The sequence below is a fragment of the Rhizobium azibense genome (assembly GCF_004342325.1).
Classification (GTDB): Bacteria; Pseudomonadota; Alphaproteobacteria; order Rhizobiales; family Rhizobiaceae; genus Rhizobium; species Rhizobium etli_B.
This window is the reverse complement of record NZ_SMBJ01000005.1, coordinates 343,477-365,121: the sequence shown is the minus strand read 5'-3', so window position 1 is coordinate 365,121 and position 21,645 is coordinate 343,477. Positions and strand designations below refer to the sequence as shown.

The 21,645-nt window shown below is 61.5% G+C and carries 21 protein-coding genes; 3 read left to right on the top strand and 18 right to left on the bottom strand.

The genetic code is table 11. The features are described 5' to 3' along the window. Positions 1-17 precede the first annotated feature (17 nt). Positions 18-1,469: an NADP-dependent phosphogluconate dehydrogenase gene (gene gndA, locus EV130_RS15015; protein WP_207900883.1), complete on the bottom strand. Its 1,452-nt coding sequence runs from the start codon at positions 1,467-1,469 to the stop codon at positions 18-20. Positions 1,470-1,626: 157 nt separating this feature from the next. On the opposite strand from gndA, the gene EV130_RS15010 reads away from it, so the two are divergent. Further along, positions 1,627-2,025: an SRPBCC family protein gene (locus tag EV130_RS15010; protein ID WP_074061553.1), complete on the top strand. Its 399-nt coding sequence runs from the start codon at positions 1,627-1,629 to the stop codon at positions 2,023-2,025. Between the two features lie 3 nt (positions 2,026-2,028). After that, positions 2,029-2,382, top strand: coding sequence for a VOC family protein (locus EV130_RS15005; RefSeq protein WP_074061554.1), 354 nt, complete (start codon positions 2,029-2,031; stop codon positions 2,380-2,382). 9 nt (positions 2,383-2,391) lie between these two features. Here the strand turns inward: EV130_RS15005 and EV130_RS15000 are convergent, their stop codons facing one another. From EV130_RS15000 to EV130_RS14940, 13 genes are all read right to left on the bottom strand, one after another. Beyond that, complete coding sequence (locus EV130_RS15000) at positions 2,392-3,105, bottom strand: PAS domain-containing protein (protein WP_132660690.1); 714 nt, start codon at positions 3,103-3,105, stop codon at positions 2,392-2,394. 185 nt (positions 3,106-3,290) lie between these two features. Further along, the gene (locus EV130_RS14995) at positions 3,291-4,226 is read right to left on the bottom strand and encodes a lipid A biosynthesis lauroyl acyltransferase (protein WP_132660688.1); all 936 of its coding nucleotides are present in this window, start codon (positions 4,224-4,226) and stop codon (positions 3,291-3,293) included. 4 nt (positions 4,227-4,230) lie between these two features. Continuing rightward, a complete protein-coding gene (locus tag EV130_RS14990) occupies positions 4,231-5,259 on the bottom strand; it encodes a zinc-binding dehydrogenase (protein ID WP_074061556.1) in 1,029 nt (342 codons plus the stop codon). Positions 5,260-5,313: 54 nt separating this feature from the next. Beyond that, complete coding sequence (locus tag EV130_RS14985) at positions 5,314-6,600, bottom strand: beta-ketoacyl-ACP synthase (RefSeq protein WP_074061557.1); 1,287 nt, start codon at positions 6,598-6,600, stop codon at positions 5,314-5,316. Positions 6,601-6,611: 11 nt separating this feature from the next. Then, on the bottom strand, positions 6,612-7,817 hold the full coding sequence (locus EV130_RS14980; RefSeq protein WP_074061558.1) for a beta-ketoacyl-ACP synthase: 1,206 nt from the start codon (positions 7,815-7,817) through the stop codon (positions 6,612-6,614). Beyond that, positions 7,814-8,296, bottom strand: a complete 483-nt coding sequence (locus tag EV130_RS14975) for a 3-hydroxyacyl-ACP dehydratase FabZ family protein (protein WP_074061559.1) — start codon at positions 8,294-8,296, stop codon at positions 7,814-7,816. Before EV130_RS14975 ends, EV130_RS14980 begins: the two co-directional genes overlap by 4 nt. A gap of 114 nt (positions 8,297-8,410) precedes the next feature. Continuing rightward, positions 8,411-8,728 carry an acyl carrier protein gene (locus EV130_RS14970; RefSeq protein ID WP_022715027.1) on the bottom strand — a complete coding sequence of 106 codons (318 nt, stop codon included), beginning with the start codon at positions 8,726-8,728 and terminating at the stop codon, positions 8,411-8,413. 150 nt (positions 8,729-8,878) lie between these two features. Beyond that, positions 8,879-9,859, bottom strand: coding sequence for an adenosylcobinamide-phosphate synthase CbiB (gene cbiB, locus EV130_RS14965; protein WP_074061560.1), 981 nt, complete (start codon positions 9,857-9,859; stop codon positions 8,879-8,881). After that, positions 9,856-10,857 carry a threonine-phosphate decarboxylase CobD gene (cobD, locus tag EV130_RS14960; RefSeq protein WP_074061561.1) on the bottom strand — a complete coding sequence of 334 codons (1,002 nt, stop codon included), beginning with the start codon at positions 10,855-10,857 and terminating at the stop codon, positions 9,856-9,858. The genes cbiB and cobD overlap by 4 nt, the downstream gene beginning before the upstream one ends. Further along, positions 10,854-12,161 (bottom strand): cobyrinic acid a,c-diamide synthase CobB, encoded by a 1,308-nt coding sequence (locus tag EV130_RS14955; RefSeq protein WP_132660686.1) that lies wholly within the window; start codon positions 12,159-12,161, stop codon positions 10,854-10,856. Before EV130_RS14955 ends, cobD begins: the two co-directional genes overlap by 4 nt. Continuing rightward, positions 12,158-13,000, bottom strand: coding sequence for a uroporphyrinogen-III C-methyltransferase (cobA, locus tag EV130_RS14950; protein ID WP_074061563.1), 843 nt, complete (start codon positions 12,998-13,000; stop codon positions 12,158-12,160). Before cobA ends, EV130_RS14955 begins: the two co-directional genes overlap by 4 nt. Positions 13,001-13,180: 180 nt before the next feature. After that, the gene (locus EV130_RS14945; protein ID WP_132660684.1) at positions 13,181-14,131 is read right to left on the bottom strand and encodes a nucleoside hydrolase; all 951 of its coding nucleotides are present in this window, start codon (positions 14,129-14,131) and stop codon (positions 13,181-13,183) included. Positions 14,132-14,202: 71 nt separating this feature from the next. Beyond that, a complete protein-coding gene (locus EV130_RS14940) occupies positions 14,203-14,622 on the bottom strand; it encodes a cobalamin biosynthesis protein (RefSeq protein ID WP_074061565.1) in 420 nt (139 codons plus the stop codon). Positions 14,623-14,719: 97 nt separating this feature from the next. On the opposite strand from EV130_RS14940, the gene EV130_RS14935 reads away from it, so the two are divergent. Beyond that, positions 14,720-15,532: a TSUP family transporter gene (locus tag EV130_RS14935; protein WP_074063204.1), complete on the top strand. Its 813-nt coding sequence runs from the start codon at positions 14,720-14,722 to the stop codon at positions 15,530-15,532. A gap of 7 nt (positions 15,533-15,539) precedes the next feature. On the opposite strand, the gene cobO is transcribed toward EV130_RS14935, so the two are convergent. The 4 genes from cobO to cobU are packed head-to-tail and all read right to left on the bottom strand — an operon-like array spanning position 15,540 to position 21,623. Continuing rightward, positions 15,540-16,172, bottom strand: coding sequence for a cob(I)yrinic acid a,c-diamide adenosyltransferase (cobO, locus tag EV130_RS14930; protein WP_132550263.1), 633 nt, complete (start codon positions 16,170-16,172; stop codon positions 15,540-15,542). After that, positions 16,169-20,035 (bottom strand): cobaltochelatase subunit CobN, encoded by a 3,867-nt coding sequence (gene cobN, locus EV130_RS14925; RefSeq protein WP_132660682.1) that lies wholly within the window; start codon positions 20,033-20,035, stop codon positions 16,169-16,171. Before cobN ends, cobO begins: the two co-directional genes overlap by 4 nt. Before the next feature lie 9 nt (positions 20,036-20,044). Beyond that, positions 20,045-21,094, bottom strand: coding sequence for a cobalamin biosynthesis protein CobW (gene cobW, locus EV130_RS14920; protein ID WP_132660680.1), 1,050 nt, complete (start codon positions 21,092-21,094; stop codon positions 20,045-20,047). Positions 21,095-21,098: 4 nt separating this feature from the next. Beyond that, the gene (gene cobU / locus EV130_RS14915; protein WP_074061569.1) at positions 21,099-21,623 is read right to left on the bottom strand and encodes a bifunctional adenosylcobinamide kinase/adenosylcobinamide-phosphate guanylyltransferase; all 525 of its coding nucleotides are present in this window, start codon (positions 21,621-21,623) and stop codon (positions 21,099-21,101) included. Positions 21,624-21,645 lie beyond the last annotated feature (22 nt).

Below are 21,645 nucleotides of genomic sequence, written 5' to 3'. Positions count from 1 at the left end.
CATGTTCGATTGATACCTCAGAACGTCGAAGCGCCGCTGCCCCACGGACCATGGTGGAAATCCTTGCCGTCGAGGCGGTCGAAACCGTGGGCGCCAAAGAAGTCGCGCTGGGCCTGGATGAGGTTGGCCGTGCCGCGGCCCTGGCGATAGGCGTCGAAATAGGTAAGCGCCGAGGTGAGTGCTGGAACCGGCAGGCCGGCGGCAAGTGCTGTTGCAACGACGCGGCGAAGCGATGGGATCGATTCCTTGACCATTTCCGAGAACGCCGGCGTGACGATGAGGTTTGCCGCATCCGGCGCCTTGGTGAAGGCGCTGGTGATTTCGTCCAGGAACTGTGAACGAATGATGCAGCCGGCTCGCCAGATCTTGGCGATCACCGGCATCGGCAGAGACCAGTTGAACTCGCGGGAAGCTTCCGCCATCACGGCAAAGCCTTGCGCATAGGCGCCGATCTTGGCGGCAAACAACGCCAGTTCCAGATCCTTGTCGAGGTCCTGGCTGTAGGGGATCGGGAAATCATATTTCGGCGTGCCGAAGATCCTCTCGGCGGCTTCGCGCTGGCCCTTCATCGAGGAAATGCTGCGGGCCGCAACGGCAGCTTCGATAGCGGTCGCCGGAATGCCCATGTTCTGCGCTTCGATCGCTGACCACTTGCCGGTCCCCTTCTGGCCAGCCTTGTCGAGGATCATGTCGACCATCGGGCCGCCGGACACAGGATCGTTCGCCGCCAGCACCCTTTCTGAGATTTCGATGAGGTAGGAATTCAGGCGGCCCTTGTTCCATTCGCCGAAGATCTTGCTGATCTCGCCGGCGCTCTTGCCGAGGCCGTCGCGCAGGATGCCGTAGATTTCGGCTATCATCTGCATGTCGGCATATTCGATGCCGTTGTGGATCGTCTTGACGAAGTGACCGGCACCATCGTTGCCGAGCCAGGCGACGCAGGGATCGCCGTTGTACTTGGCGGCAATCGAGGTCAGAACCTTCTCCACGCGCTTCCAGGAGTCTTCGGTACCGCCGACCATAATCGACGGGCCGTGGCGGGCGCCTTCTTCACCGCCGGAAACTCCCATGCCGATGAAGGTCAGCTCGGTATCCTTGAGGCGGTCGAAACGGGCGATCGTGTCACGGAAATTGGCATTGCCGGCATCGATCATGATGTCGCCTCTGGAAAGATGCGGCCGCAGCGCTTCCATCTGCTGGTCGACAGCCTCGCCCGCCTTGATCATGATGATGATCGGACGCGGCGGGCGGATGGCCTCAACGAATTCCTCGATGGTCTTGCAGGGGACGATCTGCTTTTTGAGCTCACCGGCGCTTTCGTAGAATTCGTCCGTCTTTTCGGGCGTGCGGTTAAAGACTGCGATCTTGTTGCCTTTTTCCGCGATGTTGAGTGCCAGGTTGGAACCCATGACGGCAAGGCCGATCAGCCCGATTTCTGCCTTTTCCACGATACACCTCCGATGAGTCATTTTGGATCGGTGTTGTGGCACTCTCCGGGAAAAACGGCAAGTCTGGAAGGAGGCCGATCAGTTCGGCAGGCGCAGTTCAAAGGCTGAGCGGCCGTTTCCTTCAACAGGGGCCTTCCTGTCTGCTATTGTCGGCAGAGGGAACACCAAGGAAAATCCGATGAGCACCATGCCTGCCAAAATTCTTCACTGCTCGATCAATCGGTACTGGAAGGAGGTCTACGACTTTGCCGGCAAGCCGGAAAACATGTCGCTCTGGGCCTCGGGGCTGGCTTCCGGCCTGGAACCGGAAGGAAGCGACTGGATCGCGCACGGTCCTCTCGGAACGGTGCGAGTGAGCTTCGTCCCCCACAACGAATTCGGCATCATCGACCATACGGTAACGATCGAAAGCGGACTACGGGTCTACAACGCGCTGCGAATCGTGCCGAACGGCGACGGCTGCGAGGTGATGTTCATGATGTTGAAACAGCCGGGCATGACGGACGACCAGTTCGCCGCTGATGCCGCCCATGTGCAGAAGGACCTCGGCGCCTTGAAATCACTGATGGAGATGTAAGCGATGGAAAAAGGAGACGACCTGAAGATCGACTACATTGAATTCAACGTCGCCGACATAGCCGCGGCGAAGGCCTTCTATGGTCGCGCATTCGGTTGGAGTTTCACCGACTACGGCCCCAGCTATTGCGAATTCAATGACGGCCGCCTGACGGGCGGCTTCACAAACAACCAACCGCCGCGCCCGGGTGGTGGCCCGCTTGTGATCCTCTACGCCGACAAGCTTGAGGAAGCGCTGGAGAAGGTCGAACACGCCGGAGGCAAGATCGTAAAGCCGATCACCGCCTTTCCCGGCGGCCGACGCTTTCATTTTCTTGACAAGGACGCCTATGAACTTGCCGTATGGAGCAAGACTTAAGGCGGGAACCTAGGCAGCGATTGTGGAGATCGCTGCCGCACCGACAGCTTCCAGTACGACAAGCGCACCTAGAACCTGCCCGGACAGATCGCGCAACGGCGACATGCGGCAACGCGTGCGCCTGCTTTCACCGCGCTGTTCATAGTGGTATTCGACATGCTGCCCCGCAAAGCAGGCGTCGAAGTTGGCTTTCGCTTGTGCAACGAACTGTTCCTCGCCGACGAATTCCATGACATGGCGGCCGATCATGTCGATCGGCGTTTGCCCGAGATACGCACAGTTCAGCGTGTTGGAATAAAGATAGCGGTAGTCGCGCGTGAGCACGGCGACACGATCCGGAAGCGTCTCGAGAATTGCCGAATTCAGAAAATTCCCGATGTCGACGTCGGGCACACCGGCTTTCGGTGCAGGTTGAGGCAAAGCCCGCGGCAAGGCGAAATCGGCACGCGGAAGCGCGCCGAAATAACGCTCCAAAAGCGATAGGAGCACGGTTGAGTGATGGCTGACACTGGCAGCATCATCGGCATCCTGCTGCAGCAGATAGCCGACAAACTGAAGCTGCGCGTACATCTCCATCAGGTTGGCGGCCTGATGGCCCACAATGACCTCGACCAAAAGATCGAGACCGCGGTCAAGAGTTGCAACGCGCCGATCGTCACCAAGACGAATTGCCTCTTCGATCTGCGAGCAGCGTGATGAGAAAGCTTGCAAAAGTTCGCGCAAGGCGCCTCCAGATCCCTTGTTCTACAAAGGACACATATTCTCCCCGCTTTGGCGGAATTCAACGCACATGACACGTACGTGAATCCCGTTACTCGCCCTAGTAGCGACGGATAACATGATCAGGATTCACGTTCAACGTGAACGTCACGGTTTTAGTGGATGAGATATGAGAGGTTGAAAGCCCTTCACTTAAGAACTTCGTGCTTTACCTTCCAACGGTCGTGGTACCAGAGCCATTGGGCCGGGTATTCCCGCACCCAGCTTTCGACCTTGTCGTTCAGCATCTGCGCGGTCGCTTTCAGGTCGAGATTGCCCTTCTCGTCGCGCGGCATGTCCAGCTTCGGCTCGATTTCCAGCCGATAGCGGTTGCCGGGAAGGCGGATGCAGCGCGCGGGATAAACCTCGCAGTTGAACTGGCGGACGAGTTTCGGCAAGAGAGGATTCGTCTTCGTGTCCAGGCCGAAAAAAGTGGTCTTCAGCCCTTTGCGGAACTTCTGATCGACGAGAACGCCGACACCCTGTCCGGCTTCGAGCTGACGCGCAAGTGCAAAGGATGAGCCTGCATGCGACGGTACGAGCTTGCCCATGCGGGCGCTGCGGAAATCGAAGACCTTCTGGGCGACATAAGGATTGTTCGGTGGACGGAAGAGAACCGTCACATGCAGACCGAAGGCAGCGCCGCTGACGGGCAGGAGTTCGAAGTTGCCGGTATGCGCCGTAAAGACGATGAACGGCCGGGGATTGTCCCGCAGGTCGAGGAAGATTGGGATTCCGGAGACTTCCACCCTGCCCGGTCCTGTCCTTTGCGGGTCGAAATCGAACAAACGATCCAGAAAGACATATTCGGCGGCGAGCCTGCCCATATTGCCCCAACTCGCCAAGGCGATCTCTTCTAGCTCCGCCTCTCCTTTCTCAGGGAAGGCATTGCGCAGGTTGAAGAGCATCAGCTTGTGGCGCGATGTGTGCGGACCGATCTTGCGGGTCAGCCAATCAGCAAATCCGATCGCGCTATCTGCAGGAAACAGCTTCAGAAAATTCATGAAGCCGAAGGCCAGCTGAGCGATCAGCCACTGGCGGAAATGCTCGAGCTTCAGAAAGATCCGGGTGAGGAAGAGCTTCACCGGTTCAGTCCATCTTCAGGATGATCTTGCCGAAGATCTGGCGGGATTCCATGCGTTCGAGCGCGCGGTCGATATCGTTAAAGCCGACTTCCGTGTCGATGACCGGATGAACGAGGCCACGTCCCATCTTCTGCATGGCATTCGCCATATTCTCCATACGGCAGCCGAAGGAGCCCAGTAGCTTCAGCTGCTGCTGGAAGAGCATCATCAGGTTCATGTCGGTGGAAACGCCAGACGTCGAGCCGCAGGTGACGAGGCGGCCGCCGCGTTTCATGCATAGCATCGAGCCCGCCCAGGTATCCTTGCCCACGTGTTCGAAGACGACATCGACGCCCTTCTTTTTCGTGAGCTTGCGCACCACGCCCTCGAAGCGATCCGTGCGGTAGTTGATGACGTGATCGGCGCCGAGCGCCATGGCCTTCTCGATCTTGTCGTCCGAGCCGACGGTAGTGATCACCGTGCAGCCGATCTTCTTGGCGAGCTGGATCGCCGCCGTACCGATGCCCGAACCGCCGGCATGCACGAGGATCGTCTCGCCGGGCTCAAGCTTGGCATTGTCGAAGAGCATGTGCTCGACCGTCCCGAAGGTGACGGGCGCCAGAGCCGCGCCGGTGGCATCGACGCCGGGCGGTGCCGGAACGAGCAGGCGGGCCGGAAGGTTCACCTTCTCCTGAGCAAAGCCGTCAAGATGGAAACCATGGACGCCAGAGACGTGCTCGCAGAGATTGTCTCGGCCTTCGCGGCACGAACGGCAGAGACCGCAAGTGCGCGCGCCGTAGATTGCCACCAACTGGCCGGGCAAGACGTGCGCGACGCCCGGGCCGATCGCCTCCACGACGCCCGAGGCCTCCGCGCCGATGACGAGCGGCATCTTGCGCTTGGCAAATGCCATGCCGCGCCAGCCCCAGACGTCGATATGGTTGAGGGCTACTGCCTTTACGCGCAGCGTCACCTCACCTGCAGCCGGGGCATCCGGTTCCGGCAGATCGGTGATCTCCAGCTTGCGGTCATCGATCAGTTGCAATGCGCGCATAAAAAACCTCTCGCCTCGAAGGCGTCTTGTCTCTCTTGTTTTGTCGGCAACCGCTTAAGCCGGTTCGAGCGCCATGACAAGACTGGCGTTCTGGCCGCCGAAGCCGAAAGAGTTCGAAAGCACGGCGGAAACCTGCTGTTCGCGCTTCCTGTTCGGTACGACATCGAGAACGATAGATGGATCCGGATTGTTGTAGTTGATCGTCGGCGGCAGCGTGCCGGTGAGCATGGTCTGCAGCGAGAACACCGCTTCGACCGCACCAGCAGCCGTCAGCGTATGGCCGATCATCGATTTGTTGGAGGACAGCGGAATGGAGGCCATGCGCTCGCCGAAGACGGCAAGCATCGAGCCATATTCCATCTTGTCGTTTTCCGGCGTCGAAGTGCCGTGAGCATTGATGTAGCCGATGCCGCTCTCTTCGATGCCGGCATCGATGAGGGCGGCACGGATCGTGGCGATCGCCGGGCCGCCGTCGGGCGACGAACGGGTGCGATGGAAGGAGTCGGCCTTTTCACCTGCGCCCTTCATGATGCCGAGCACCTTGGCGCCACGCGCGACGGCCGCTTCCAACGATTCGAGGACCAGCGTCGCTGCACCCTCGGCGATGACGAAACCGTCGCGATCCTTGCTGAAGGGCTTGGAAGCCTTCGTCGGCGGATCGTTTTGCGTCGACAGCGCGGAAAGCAGAGAAAAGCGGATGAGCGCTTCGGCGCTCAGCGAACCATCGGTCGCAACAGCAAGGGCGCGATTGGTACGCCCCTGGCGGATCGCTTCGATGCCGAGCTGGATCGCGGTGGCGCCAGAAGCACAGGCGGTCGAAAGGGTCACCGGCAGCCCGCGCGTGCCGAAACGGTCGGCCAGGCGCTCGGAGATCGCGCCGAACAGTGCTGCTTCATGGAAGGCGGAATCCGTGCGCTTGCGCATGGCGGCCAGGAACCGCTCGTAGGCATCGCCAGGATGGTCGGAGGGAGGCGAACGGTCGGCGAGATCGAAGCGGGCACTCCATTCCGGCTCGATCGGCGGCGCGGCGAGAAAAAGCGGACCGTTGAAATCGCCGGAGATACCGGCAACGGAAAGGGCTTCGATCGTCGTTTCGCGGGCAAAAGCGTAGGAGCGCTCAACGGCGTTGGGGACCGGGATGTCGATGAAATCGACAGTGCCGGCAATGCGCGTCGAGAGCCCGTCGGTCGGAAAGCGCGTGATGGCGTGGATCCCGGAAGTGCCGGACGTCAGCGCCACCCAGTTGTCCTTGAGCCCCTGGCCGAGCGAGGTAATGATTCCCATACCGGTGACCGCGACGATCGGGCGGCCGAGATGATCCTTGTAAGTCGCTTCTGTCATTTGCTCACTCCTCACGCATCCGCGGAAAGAACGGCGACACCCTCGCCGCGTTGGTGGCCGACTGCGGTGACGACCGCGGCCGTCGTACCGGCGCTCATCGGTTTTTCGTGCGCGACGTCGAAAGGCGGCACCTTCGCTTTGCTGTCGACGGCAAGTGCCGCAAAAGCAAGTCCAACGGTAAACTGCGCTTCGATCGCATGGCCGGACACGCCGCCGAAGCCGCGGACGGCCGCGCCCGGAAGCTCATGCTCCAGAACCGCCTTCTCGCGCTCTGCCAGGTCATGCATGCCGGTCGAGCCGGAGAAAATCGCAGTGTTTTCCGGCGCAAGCTTCTTGGCCGGCTGCAGCAAGCGCCCGAGACGAGCCTCAAATTTCCCGGCATTCCGGTTACCGCGGTCGCCTTCGATGGAATCGATCGTGGCATAGACATGCGCGCCCCGCGCTTCCGCGTGCTTGCGCGATTCCAGGACGACAAACGCTCCGGCCGAACCGAGGATCATGCCGCCACCTTCGGCATCCTTGCGCGACCAAAGCGGTACCCATTTGCCCTGCAGATGAGCGCCGATCGATTCGGGCAGCAGGATCATGTCCTGACGCTCGGCGGCAAAGGCGCCGCCGACGAGCGCATGCGAGGATTCGCCCGACTTGATCCGGTAGAACGCCGTTTCGACGGCGGAGATGCCTGCAGCCTCCTCGCCCATGAACGTCCGCGAGGAACCGGTGACCTTATGGACGATCGAGATATTGCCGGCGAGGAGGTTGGAAAGCTGAGCCAGGAAGAGCGTCGGGCGCAGCTCCGTAGTCAGCTTCTCGTTGAGTAAGAGCTCGCGATCATTGCGCTTCAGGCCCTCGTCGACGATCAGCGTATCGACGTTGATGTCACGCTCGCCGCCGCCAGCGGCCACGATCATGTCCATACTGCCGCAGGTTTCGGCATTGTCCTTGAAGCCCGCGTCATCGAGCGCCAGGCCGGCGGCAAAGACGCCGATGCGCTGCCAGTTTTCCATCTGGCGCTGATCCCCGCGCTTGGCGATCTGTTGCGACCAGTCGATATCCGGCAGCGGATGCACCGGATAGGGCTTGAATTTCTCGGTCTCGATGATCGGCTCCGGCGCGCGGCCTGCCGTCAAGAGCGCGACATGCGCATCCCTGCCGACGCCCTGACAGGTGACGATACCGACACCGGTGATGAGGACATCATTTTGAGCCTTGCTCATCCCTTTACTCCCTGCGCAGCGATCGCATCCATCAGGCCGACCTCGCCCGCGCGCTTTTTCACGATTTCGCCGAGCGGAACCTCGCTGAAGGGCATGGTGCGCAACTTCAACTGCGCATCGCAGACCTTCTTGCCGCCGCTCGTGATCTTTGCCTTGGTCACGGCAAAGCCGGACCCGTCATGCTCCAGAAACGCCTCAATGTCGAGAACCGCCTCTGGTTCGACGAAGGTGCGCATCTTGGCGCCATCCACCGACATCAGGAACGGCATCGCGGCGAAATCAGTCGCTGCCAGCACCAGCATGCCGGAGGCCTGCGCCATGGTTTCGATGAGGAGCACGCCCGGAACGAGCGGCATACCCGGAAAATGGCCTTCGAAAACGGGGCTTTTCGCCGGCACGACGGAACGCGCCTTGAGCATACCCTTTTCGAGGTCGACCGCTTCCACGCGGTCAATCATCTGGAAATATTCCAGCAGCATCGGATCCTCCGGCCCGGCGAGAAAGCGAGCGCCGGATACGCCTAGTTAGGAACAAAACCGCCCGGCCGCTACTGATCGCAGAGGCAGGGCGGAGAAAAAAGACAGCTGTGTCGCTCAGGCCTTGGCGGCGCGAAGCTCATCGATCTTGGCACAGAGGTTCTTCAGCACAAAATATTCCTCGGTGGAAACTTTCCCCTCGTTGACTTCCTGCGTCCACTTTTCAAGCGGGATCTTGATGCCGAATTCCTTGTCGATGGCGAAAACGATATCGAGGAAGTCGAGGCTATCGATACCGAGGTCGTCGATCGTATGGCTCTCCGGCGTGATCGTTTCGCGATCGATCTCGCTGGTTTCTGCAATGATGTCGGCAACTTTATCGAATGTAGCGGTCACGCGCTGTACCTCTTTCAATGACGAATTTATCCCCCTCATAGGCAAATCCATTTCAAAAGCCAATGCTTTCGCATGATCTGCTTTCAAATTTGGCGCGCAACTGTTGCCGAAACAGCAAATGGCATAAATGCTCGGATCAACTGACCAGCATTCTTGTCTGGATAACGCCGAAACTCGTGCGAGGCACCGTCAAAGCAAAGCGACGAATGCCAGAAACACGGCGATCGCCATTATCATGCAACTCGCATTGAATACCGCGATCCCGTCCTCGACGTCGCTGACGGTGGCCGTGCCGCGGCCTGCGCCGTTGATCATCGGTTCGCTGACGACGATGCCGGCGTAGACCCGCGGACCTGCCAATTGCAAACCAAGGGCACCGGCCATGGCCGCCTCCGGCCGGCCGGAATTCGGTGAGCGATGCAGACCGCCGTCGCGGATCGCAACCTGGAAGGCTTCGCGGCTGGCGCTTGCGCCGCGCCGGAGCCAGGCGCCAGCGGCAATCAGCAGGATGGCAAGACGGGCGGCCGGCCAATTCGCCAGATCGTCGAGGCGAGCTGCGGCCCAGCCGAAATCGATGTACTTGTCCGACTTGTGTCCGATCATCGAGTCGGCGGTATTCAGCATCTTGTAGATGAAGAGGCCGGGCAGACCGAGGATGACATACCAGAGCGCCGGGGCAACGACGCCATCGGAGAAGTTTTCGGCCAGGCTTTCGATCGCCGCACGACAAATGCCCGGCTCGTCCAACGTTTCAGGATCGCGACCGACAATGCGGGACACGGCCTTGCGGCCGCCGACGATCCCCTCACAGCGCAAGGCTTCCGCCACCGCAGAAACGTGATCCGCAAGGCTCTTCTGCGCCAGGAAGATCGCCACGCAGGCAACTTCGAGCAGAATTCCCACAAAGCCGAACAGCCCGAAGAACCAGTGCAGCACGAGGCCTGCGACAGCGCTGAAGGCCAACAGCACCGTAATCGAGACGGTGCCGTTGAGCCGCCGCTCGGCCTTCGTCAGCGTCTCGCTGTTGAACTGACGATCGAAATGTGAAATCGCCTTGCCGAAGAGGACGACGGGATGCGGCAGCCGCGACCACAGCCAATCCGGATCGCCGACGATCCGGTCGAGAAGGAGCGCCAGCAACAGCACGAGGAGATTTTCGTCGATCGTCATCCGTCAAAACTTTCCAAAGCGACCGCAAGCCTATTGTCGGCGGCGAAATCGGGCGCGAGGCCGAAACGCAGCCATTCCGGCGCATAGTCGAACTTGCGGACGAGAATATGGTGGCGGCAGAGATGCGTGTGAATGCGGCCTGCGAGGCTGTCTTTGACGAGCGAAAAGAGCCGCGTACCGCCGGCCGTTTCCAAACCGGCACCTTTCAACACGCCTTCCAGGGCATGCTGGCGCTCGGCGATCCTGCGGATGATTGGAGCCGTATCCGACCGCAGCAAGGACGCGGCGATCGACAGCGCCGGACCGGACACCGCCCAAGGGCCGAGCCAATCCTCGAAACGCTCGCGGATATCGCCTGCAGCCACGACGAAGCCGAGCCGCAGACCTGCGAGGCCGAAGAACTTGCCGAACGAACGGAAGATGACGAGATTTGAAAGTCGCGATGCAAGAGGCGTGAGACTTAAATTCGGCTCGGCATCGCCGAAGGCTTCGTCGACGACGACCAAGCCGCCCTGCCCTTTTAACCGGTCATGCAGCGCGGCGAGCTCGTCCGGCTTATAGCTTTGGCCATCAGGATTGTTCGGATTGACAACGACGGCAAGCGCATGCCTGTCGTCGACATCCCCGATCGCATCGACCGCATCCACGATAAAGCCGGCTGACCGGAACGCCTTCTCATATTCGCCATAGGTCGGCGAGACGATCGCGATCGGCCTGCCGGGCTCGATCAGTCTGGGCAGAAGCTGGATGACGGATTGTGTGCCCGGAACAGGCAATGGCAGGAGATCGCCGCTGCGGTAATAGTCGCGGGCAGCGGCAACGGCAGACTGCACCAGGTACCTGTCGGGAAGGCGATGCCAGGATTGAGCAGGAATGTCCGGCAGCGCCTCCGGGCACGGATTGATGCCGGTCGATAGATCAAGCCAATCCTCCAGCCTTCCGCCAAAGGCAGCCGCGGCGGCCGTGATCCCGCCGCCATGCACGATCGCAACACTCATCCGGCGGCTCCAGCAAGGTCGATCAGATGCATATAAGACCCAGCGATCTGGCCGCGGCGAAGGCCGGCTTCGCCGAGTCCGATGCCGAGAGCATCGCTCACCCTGAAGAGCCTGTCGGCCTCGCCTTCGCGAACGACAGTGGAATAATGATATTCATGGGCCGTCATGGCATGGTCGAAGAATGCCCCGTCGACCGGCTGTACGCGGCGATAGCCCAGATGCCGGCTGCGCTCTTCATAGCTGGTGACAAGCGGCAGCAGGCCGACCATCTCGTGCCGCGTGCCGCCAGCATCGATCAGCCCTTCGCCAAGGACCATGTATCCGCCGCACTCGCCGTAAATGCGAGTGCCGCGCCTGGCAGCCTCGATCAACGCCCGGCGGAACGTCTGCGCACCCGCGATCACTCCGGCATGCAATTCCGGATAACCGCCCGGCAGATAGATCGCGTCGGCGTCGGCAACGGGTGCTTCGTCGGCCAGTGGCGAGAAGAAGGAAATCGTTGCCCCGCGGCGGCGCCAGCCGAGCAGCATATGTTCGTAGGAAAAGGCAAAGGCGATGTCCCGGGCAACGGCAATCCGGCTTCCGAGCGGCGCCAGCCGATGGATATTCGCCGCCGAGGGAACATTGAGGCCCTGGCGCGCGGTGCGCAGGAGAAACTCGAAATTGCACTCGTCGGATACAGCTTCGGCGGCATGCTCGATAAAGTCCTCCAGCCCCTGATGCTCGCCAGCCTGGACGAGGCCCAGATGCCGCTCCGGAAGCGCCAATGTCTTGTCGCTGCGGACGACGGCGATGACCGGCATGCGGATCGCATCGAGCGCCTGGCGCAGCATCGTCTCGTGCCGCTCGCTGCCGACCTTGTTGAGAATGACGCCGGCGATACGGACGTCGGCGCGGAAGCTCGCAAAGCCGCTGACGAGCGGCGCGACCGAATGCGACATGCGCGAGGCGTCGACAACGAGCACGACCGACAGGCGAAGCATCGCAGCGAGATCGGCCGCCGTCCCCTTGCCGTCGGCCGCGCCGTCGAAGAGGCCCATCATCGCTTCAATGACCAGAATGCGATCGCCGGACCGGTGAAGCGCGGCATTGGCGGAAATCAATTCGGGGCGCATGGCCCAGGCGTCGAAATTCAGGCAGGGCGTGCCGCTGGCGGCGGAATGAAAGGCTGGATCGATATAGTCGGGGCCGGCCTTGCCGGGAGCGATCGCAACACGGCGATTGCGAAGCGCCCGAAGCAGGCCGAGCGTGATCGTAGTCTTGCCCGAGCCGGAGGACGGCGCAGCGATCAGCAAGCCGCTCATGCCATCACCCTCCCGCCCGTGCGGCCAAATGGATCAGGCTGCAGCCTGCGCCCTGCCAAAGCACCCAACCAATCGAGCGACGGGCGCAATTTCACGACCTCGCCGACGACGAAAATTGCAGGCGGCTCCAACCCGGAGGCCGCGACGGCGGCCGGTGCTTCGCCAAGCGTCGTTTCAAGAACCTGCTGCCCGCTGGTTGCCGCATTGCATACGAAGGCGACCGGCTCCGACGGATTGCGGCCGGCCGCGATCAGGTTGGCGCTGATCTGGGCGATATGCTTCATCGCCATATAGATGACGATCACCGGAGAACCGCGGCCGATTGCCTCCCAATTGATCGCATCCGGCACGATGCCGGAAGAATCATGGCCTGTGAGAAACGTCACCGCATGGTTGATGTCGCGATGGGTGACCGGAATGCCGGCATATGCGAGACCGCCGATCCCGGCCGTAATGCCCGGCACGATGCGGAACGGGATGTTGTGCTCGACCAGCGTCAGCGCCTCTTCGCCGCCACGGCCGAAGACGAAGGGATCACCGCCCTTCAGCCGCAGCACGCGTTTGCCTGAGCGCGCAAGTTCGACCAGGCGAAGCGAGATATCCCGCTGATTCGCGGAAGGCTTGCCGCCTCGCTTGCCGGCATATTCGAGAACGGCATCGGGCCGCGCGAGCCTCAAGCATTCCTCGTTCACCAGCGCGTCGTGAATGATCGTATCGGCTTGCGCCATCGCCTTAGCGGCAAGCAGCGTCAGCAGCCCAGGATCACCCGGCCCGGCGCCGACGAGCCAGACGCTCCCCGGCTCCAGCGCCGGCAGATGGGAGAATGCGCTTTCGATCATTCAGGTGATCTATGCCCGGCAGCAGGCAAGGTCAACGGCAACCGTGAAGACCCACCACAGGCTGGGGATGGAAAGCGGCTTAATATTGGAATCGGTTGTATCCGAACACAAGCAAAGCAAGCCATCCCATTGATCCGATTCGGCAAGAACCGGCGGAGACAACACCGGCTCCGCAATTCATCAAGCGCGCAGCAGCGTCTCGCGCACGAGGCCGATCACCTTTTCCGATTCGACGCCGGTGCAGACGATCTGGCTCGGCAGGCCGTCCCAATCTCCGGGCGGGAAGCGGCGGCCATCCGGCTTCACGATCGTCTGGCCGTCGGCAATACCGCCACAGACGACGCGAACAGAACCTGTGATGGTCGAAAAGAGTTCCGGCGCCACGACGTAGACGCAGGCGCAGCTGTCATGCACCATCATTCCGTCATCGACGGCGTGCGCATAAAAATCGATATAGAACTGCGAGAGTTCGTTCAACAGTTTGACGGCACTGTCGCCCTCTGCGGCGGTAGCGGCGAGATAGCGCCGGCTCATAGTCGTGACCGCGGTCACGTCGAGGCCAATGACCACGACCTTCCAGGGAGCGGTCAAGACGATGTCGGCAGCTTCCGGATCGCCGTGAATATTGGCTTCTGCGACCGGCGAGACATTGCCCGGCACATAGAAATTGCCGCCCATGATGACGACGGCCTTCACGAGCTTGGCGATCCCCGGATCTTCCTTCAGGGCCAGCGCAAGGTTCGTCATGCGGCCGACGGCAACGAGCGTCACCTCGCCCGGATTGGCGCGCACGGTGTCGATGATGAACCGGTAGGCCGGGCGCGGATCGAGCTGCCCATCGACCGTTTCCGGCACGTCGATATTACCGAGGCCATTGTCGCCATGCACGAGGGTCGGCCAGCCGATCTCCTTGCGCGACGGATCGATCGTCGTACCCTCGCCCTTGGCGACGGGAGCCGGAATATTCCATTCGCGCTTCAAAAACAGCGCGTTGCGCGTCGTCGCTTCGATCGAGGCATTCCCGAATACGGTGGTGATGCCGATCAGATCAATGTCGGGGTGACGATGCAGGAAGAGGAGCGCCATGGCGTCATCGACGCCCGGGTCCGTGTCATATATGACCTTGTGCATGAGATTTTCCTTTTATGCTGTTCGTCGCGTGCCGGAAAACGCCTCGCGAAGTGGCGACACCATAGCGGCCGTTATTCTTTCTGCAACCGCATGCGGGCGATCGCCGCGGTTGCGTGCGCAGATTTGATCTTGGGCACGGCAAGCTCTGCATTGCAGCCGCAAACGGCAAGCGCAGCGGACTCGGCAACGCCGTGGCAGCCGACCTGGGAAAAGACGATGTCGGATGGATTCTTAAGGCGCGGCGTCTCTTCCTCAAGGCGTGCGGCGCTGAAAAACAGCAATGGTACGCCGAAATGCCTGGCAGCCTCGACAATAGCAGGCTCTCCGGCCCGGCCGTCGATCGACGCGATCGCTGCGAGTTCATCGGGCACCAGGCCACCCAGCGACAAAACCTCGGCCGCAAGCGCCATGACTTCGTCAGGCGGCGTCCCGCGCTCGCAACCGAGGCCGAGGACATGGCGGCGTGAATTGTCAAAGGTGATTCCGGTCATCGGCCCTATTTGAAATGATGGGTGTTTGTCCAGCCATTGCAGCCGGAAGCAGGAAATGCAACATGGCGCGGACTTCAGTCCGCCTTCGAGTTCCGCTTTGACCGATATCGCTCCCCAACTGCTTCTACTCCTGTGCCTTGCCGGCTTTTTTGCCGGCTTTGTCGATGCCATCGCAGGCGGCGGTGGGCTCATCACCGTCCCGGCGATGCTGATCGCAGGGATCCCGCCGCTCCAGACGCTCGGCACGAACAAGGTGCAATCCGTTTTCGGAGCAGCGTCCGCGACGATCGCCTATGCCCGCAAGGGCCATGTGAACCTTCAAGAACAACTGCCGATGGCCATGATGGCGGCCATGGGCGGATCGCTCGGTGCAGCCCTTGCGACGATCGTGCCCGGCGATGTTCTGCGCGCCATCATGCCGGTGCTGCTTATCGCGATCGCGCTCTATTTCGCCTTCAAGCCGAACCTGAACGACCTCGATACCCACCGCCGCGTCACGCCATTCTTATTCGGCATGACATTCGTGCCGTTGATCGGCCTTTACGACGGGATTTTCGGTCCAGGCACGGGTTCCTTCTTCATGCTGTCCTTCGTGACGCTCGCAGGTTTCGGCATGCTGAAGGCAACTGCGCATACCAAGCTTTTGAACCTCGGCTCGAACATCGGCGCGCTCATCGTCTTCGCCTCCTTCGGCGCAACGCTGTGGACGGTGGGGCTGATGATGGGTGTCTGTCAGTTCTTCGGCGCACAGGTTGGCTCACGGCTTGCGATGCGCACCGGCGCCAAGCTCATCAAGCCGCTGCTGGTGGCGGTTTGCATCGCCTTCACGATCAAGCTTCTGTCGGACCCGACGAACCCTCTGCGCCTCTGGAGCCTGGGGATGGCCTCCGATTACCTGCCGGGGAATTGATCCGCTTTCAGAACTCCACGCCGGGCTGCCCCTTGATACCGGAGCGGAACGGATGCTTGATCAGCTCCATTTCCGTGACCAGATCGGCGATCTCGATCAGCTCGTCCTTGGCGTTCCGGCCCGTCAGCACGACGTGGGTCATATAGGGTTTCTCGGCAATGAGGAATGCGGCCACCTCGTTGACGTCCAGATAGTCATAACGGAGCGCGATGTTGATCTCGTCGAGCAGCACCATGGAATTGCGCTCGTCGCGGATCAGTTCCTTCGCCTTCTCCCAGGCAGCCCTCGCCGCTGCAACATCGCGCGCACGGTCCTGTGTTTCCCAGGTGAATCCCTCGCCCATCGTATGAAACTGGCAAATATCAGAGAAATGTTTCTCGATCAGGTCGCGCTCGCCGGTCCACATCGCGCCCTTGATGAACTGCACGACGGCTGACGGTTTGCGATGGGCGATATGTCGGAAGATCATTCCGAAGGCAGCAGACGACTTGCCCTTGCCTTTTCCGGTATGAATGATGATCAGGCCTTTCTCGTCGGTCTTCGTGGCCATGATCTTGTCACGCGCGGCCTTCTTCTTGGCCATCTTTTCGGCGTGACGTGCATCGTCCTTCGCGCCGCTTTCCACTGGTTCTTCGCTCATTGTTCTTCCCTAAAAGCTTGTGCCGTTTCCGTGCGCGGCGCCGCGAGATCGAATCGCGCCGAATTGCTGCGTGGCGTCCAGAGCCTGCGCTCGATGGCTTCGAGCAGCCGCTCCTTCATGTCCGCAAGCGCCGCCGGGTTCTTCTTTGCCATGAAATCGCGGACTTTCGAATCGGCGACGAAGGCCTGGTAGACGGCCTCGAAGTGGTGGTTGCCGACGGCACCCGTCGTCGCTGCAAAAGCGAACAGGTAATCGACTGTGGCTGCGATCTCGAAGGCGCCCTTGTAGCCATGGCGCATGACGCCATCGATCCATTTCGGATTGACCGCGCGCCCGCGCACGACGCGGCCGATCTCCTCCTCGAGCGAGCGGATCACCGGCTTCTCCGGTCGTGAGTGATCGTTGTGATAGATCGCGGGACGTACTCCGCCCAGTTGTTCGGCTGCGGCCGCCATGCCGCCTTCGAACTGGTAGTAATCGTCGCTGTCGAGCAAGTCGTGCTCGCGGTTGTCCTGGTTCTGCACCACGGCCTGGATGGAGCGCAGGCGCTCTTCGAAGACGCCGCGTTCAGCCCTGCCTTCCTCCGCCGCGCCGTAGGCATAGCTGCCCCAGACAAGATAGGATTCCGCCAGATCGGCACGCCGTTCCCAGCCCTTTTCGTCGATCAAAGCCTGCAGGCCCGCACCATAGGCGCCGGGCTTGGACCCGAAGATGCGGTAGCCGGCGCGCTTTTGTGCGGATGCCTCATCGAGGCCGGCGGCGGCAAGGCGCGCCGTTTCGCCGCGCATGCGGGCCGCGATCGGGTTGTCGGCGGCATCTTCATTGAGGGCGCCTACAGCGCGGATTGCCCGGTCAAACAGCGTGATCTGCTCGGGAAAGGCGTCCCTGAAGAAGCCGGAGATGCGCAGCGTCACGTCGACGCGCGGGCGCTGCAGCAGTGCAGGCGGAATGATCTCGTAGCCGGTGACGCGCCGCGAGGTCATGTCCCATACCGGCTTGACGCCGATCAGCGCCAGCGCTTGGGCGATATCGTCGCCACCGGTGCGCATGTTCGACGTACCCCAGGCCGTAAGCCCGAACGAGACCGGCCAGTCACCATGGTCTTGAACGTAGCGCCGAACGAGCAATTCGGCGGATTTTTTGCCGAGTTCGAAGGCTGCGGGCGTCGGAACGGCGCGGCTATCGACTGAGTAGAAATTCCGCCCCGTCGGCAGCACGTCCGGCCGCCCGCGCGTCGGCGCGCCGGACGGACCGGGAGCGACGAAGCGGCCGTCGAGACCGCGAAGAAGGCCCGCGATTTCAGCCTTCCCGCAGGCAAGGATGGAAGGCTTCAGACGAGTTTCGATCTCGGTGAGGACCGATTGTGTCGCAGGCCAGTCCGGCGGGCACGGAATTTCACCAGCGACCAGTTCTGCGGCAAGCAGTTCGATGCGTTCGATGGTGTCGCCATTGGTGCGCCAGGGGGTATCGGAGGTTTCCATCAGCAGCGATGGCCGCGGGCCGAGCCAGGGCGCCGACATATCGCAATCCAAGGGATCGAAATGTCGAGAGAGGGACTTGAGGCCCTCTGTCCGACCGGAAGCCGCAGATAGGTGTTTCATAAAGGGGGGTGCCTCCGCGACGTCCGCTGCAAATGCGTCCTTCGCAATCGCCCTTTGCAAACTCTGATCCCCGTCCTCGCCCAAACTGCGCGGCACGCGCGCCAGTGCCACCGTGAGATCGGTCAGCAACCGGCCCACCGGCGCAACGCCGAAGACATGCAGCCCATCGCGAATCTGCATTTCCTTAAGATCGCAAAGATAGGCATCGAGCTTCTTCAGCGCTTCGTCCCCACTCTCGCCTTTGGCGATCCCCGCGTCCCGGTCGAGACCTATATCGGCGACGAGATCAAGGATCTGTTTGCCGAGCAGCCGGATGCGCCGCGGATCGCTGCCGGCGGCCTCGTAATATTCATCGACCAGCGTTTCCAAGTCCTTCAGTGGGCCATAGCTTTCGGCCCGTGTCAGCGGCGGCGTGAGGTGGTCGATGATGACGGCGCTCGAGCGCCGCTTGGCCTGCGTGCCTTCCCCCGGGTCGTTTATGATGAAGGGATAAAGATGTGGCAGCGGGCCGAGGATCGCTTCCGGATAACATTCCGAAGACAGTGCAAGCGCCTTGCCCGGTAGCCATTCCAGATTGCCATGCTTGCCCATATGGATCACGGCATCAGCGCCGAATTCCTCGCGGAGGAAGGCATAGAAGGCAAGATAGCCATGCGGCGGCACGAGGTCCGGCGAATGGTAGCTTTCCTTCGGATCGATGTTGTAGCCGCGTGCAGGCTGGATGCCGACGAGGAGATGTCCAAAGCGGGTGAAAGGCAGGGCGAAACTGCCGTCCATGAAATAGGGATCGGACGCCGGATCCCCCCAGCGGAGTGTAATCTCGTCCTGAATCTTTTTCGGAAGAGATGCAAAGAAGGCCTTGTATCCACTCAAGGAAAGCGTCTCGCGGATCACCTTGCCATCATGTCCGGAATTCGTCGGCCCCTCGGCTAGGTGCCTCATCAGCGCATCACCATCGGCCGGGAAACCGGAAACAGCGTAACCCGAATCCCGCATTGCCTTGAGCACCTCGATGGTGCTTGCTGGTGTATCGAGGCCGACGCCATTGCCGAGGCGTCCATCACGGTTCGGGTAGTTTGCAAGCACCAGTGCGATCCGCCGGCCCGCAACCTGCCTGTTTCGGAGGCGCGCCCAGTTGGCAGCGAGTTTCGCCGTGTAGCGCATGCGTTCAGTATCGGGCTCGCTGGCGACTATGTTGGCCTCGACGGCCGCGTCGTAACGGGCGGCGGACTTGAACGAGACAGCCCGCGCCAGAACGCGGCCATCGACCTCTGGCAGCGCGACGTTCATGCCGAGATCGCGGGCGGAAAGGCCTTGGGACGACGAGGCCCACGCCTCCTTGGATGTGGCCGAGAAAATCGCCTGAAGAACAACGGCGCCGTTTGATTCAAGCACGCTCGGCGCTCGATCGGCGCCGGGCGCAGACACGGCAAAGCCGGTAGCGTTGATCACGACATCGGGCGGCGCCTCTGCAAAGACACGCTCTAGAATGCCGATAGATAGCGGATCCTTGAGACTATAGGCGAAAACCGGCAAAGGGCGCAGTCCTTCCGCCGCCAGCGCTTCTATGAGCGCTTCGACGGGCGCCGTTTCGCCGCTTTGCACGAGCGCACGGTAGAAGCTGATGGCGACGATCGGTTTGAATCCGGCCTCTTTTTTCGAGTCTTGGATACCGGGCGCGGAAAAGATTTTCCATTCCTCAACTCCAATCACGCCTCGACCCGGCCACCAGATGCCCGCCTTCATCAGTGGCGCGGCTGCGCCCGGCTTCTCGCCGCCGGAAAGCATCGCCGTCGCGTAATCGAGAAAACTTCGCGAATTCCCCTCGCCGCCTTCGATCAGATAGCCCCAGAGCGCGTTGAGATCGTCAAGCGGCACGTTCGAAAATGGCGTCAATCCGGCATCCGGCTTCGAATCCCCAGGCAGGACCGCAATCAACGCACCATGCCGCGCCGCGCAGGCATGCAGCGCCTCCAGCGCGTAGTGGAAGTAGCTCGCGCCGCCAAGCGCCCGGACGATGATAAGCTTTGCGCAGCTTGCCGTGCGCTCGATATAGGCATCGACGGACATTGGGTGCTTGAGGCTCATCAGGCTGGCGAGCCGGAGCGTGAAGGACCTTGAGCCTTGCGCGTGAGCTGCGGCGATCGCCGCAAGCTCGGTATCCGCCGCAGACAGGAACAGGATGTCGGCCGGCGATTGGCCGAGGTCGATCGCCTCGTCGCCGTCGCTGATCGTTCCCCTCTGGGCAAGCAGCAGATGCATGGCCGAGCCTTAGACGAGTGCCTGGATGGACCTGCGGACGGTGTCCTGATCCATCTCGTGCAGGCCGATCACCACAAGCCGCGTGCCGCGCGCTTCGCCCGGCACCCAGGCGCGGTCGAAATACTGGTCGATACGGCTGCCGACGGCCTGGACCTGCAAGCGCATCGGCTTGCCCTGGACATCGGCAAAGCCCTTGAGGCGCAGAATATCGTGCTCGGCAATCACGCCTTTCAGCTTCTCGGCGAAGCCTGCCGGATCACCGATCGGGCCGAACTCGACCACAAAACTGTCGAACTCGTCGTGATCGTGCGGCGTGCCGTCCTCATGCTCCAGCTCGTGATGGGACTTGCGGTTGCCGATGTCCTCTTCAGTACCGATGCCGAGGCCGAGCAGCACGCTTGCCGGAACCTCGCCGTTCCTCGCCTCGATCATCGCCGGCTTGCGGGCGATGCGGGAGGTCACTTCGTGGCGCACGCGACTGAGCCCTTCGCCGTCAAGGAGATCTGTCTTGTTGAGCACGATGAGATCGGCGCAGGCCAGTTGGTCCTCGAACAGTTCTTCGATCGGGCTCTCATGATCGAGCGAGACGTCGTCTGCGCGGCGCGCCTCCACCGCCTCGTGATCGTCGGCAAAACGGCCGGCAGCGACGGCCGCGCTGTCGACGACTGTGATGACGCCATCGACGGTTACTTCGCTGCGGATATCCGGCCAGTTAAAGGCGGCAACGAGGGGCTGCGGCAGGGCAAGGCCGGAGGTTTCGATGACGATGTGGTCTGGGCGTTGCGCGCGCTCCAGAAGCTTCGCCATCGTCGGGATGAAATCGTCGGCAACGGTGCAGCAGATGCAGCCGTTGGTCAGCTCGATGATATCGTCCTCAGTGCAGTTTTCCGCGCCGCAGCCTTTCAATACATCGCCATCGACGCCGAGATCGCCGAACTCGTTGATGATCAGCGCGATCTTCTTGCCGCCGGTGTTGGAAAGCAGGTTGCGGATCATGGTAGTCTTGCCGGCGCCGAGGAAGCCGGTGATGACGGTTGCGGGGATCTTCTGCTGGCTCATGGGTTCAACCCTTCATTTTCAGCGGCAAACCGGCCGCGATGAAATACACTTCCGCGGCTTGCGCCGCCATTATCTGGTGCAGCCGTCCTGCATGGTCGCGGAAATCCCGCGCCATGCGGTTTTCCGGCACGATGCCGAGGCCGACTTCATTGGAAACGACGACGAGCCGCGCTTTTGCATTGGGCAACCAAGCGGCAAGTGCTGCGAATTCCGCCGCCATGTCGCGCTCCTCCATAATCAGGTTGGTGACCCAAAGCGTCAGGCAATCAACAAGAATCGCCCGGCCCTCGCGGTCGATAATGGAAAGACGCGGGACAAGCTCCAGAGGCTCCTCATGCGTCCTCCACAATGGGCCGCGTTCGGTTTTGTGGCTCTCGATGCGCTGATGCATCTCCTCGTCCCAGGCCCGGCCCGTCGCGACGTAGTGGCGCTCAAGCCCGCTGTCGGCAATCAGCTGCTCGGCAAATCGGGACTTGCCGGAACGGGCGCCCCCCAGGACGAAGGCGGTGCCGCGTGTGGAACGGTTCATCTGGAGACCTGTGGGGTAAGGG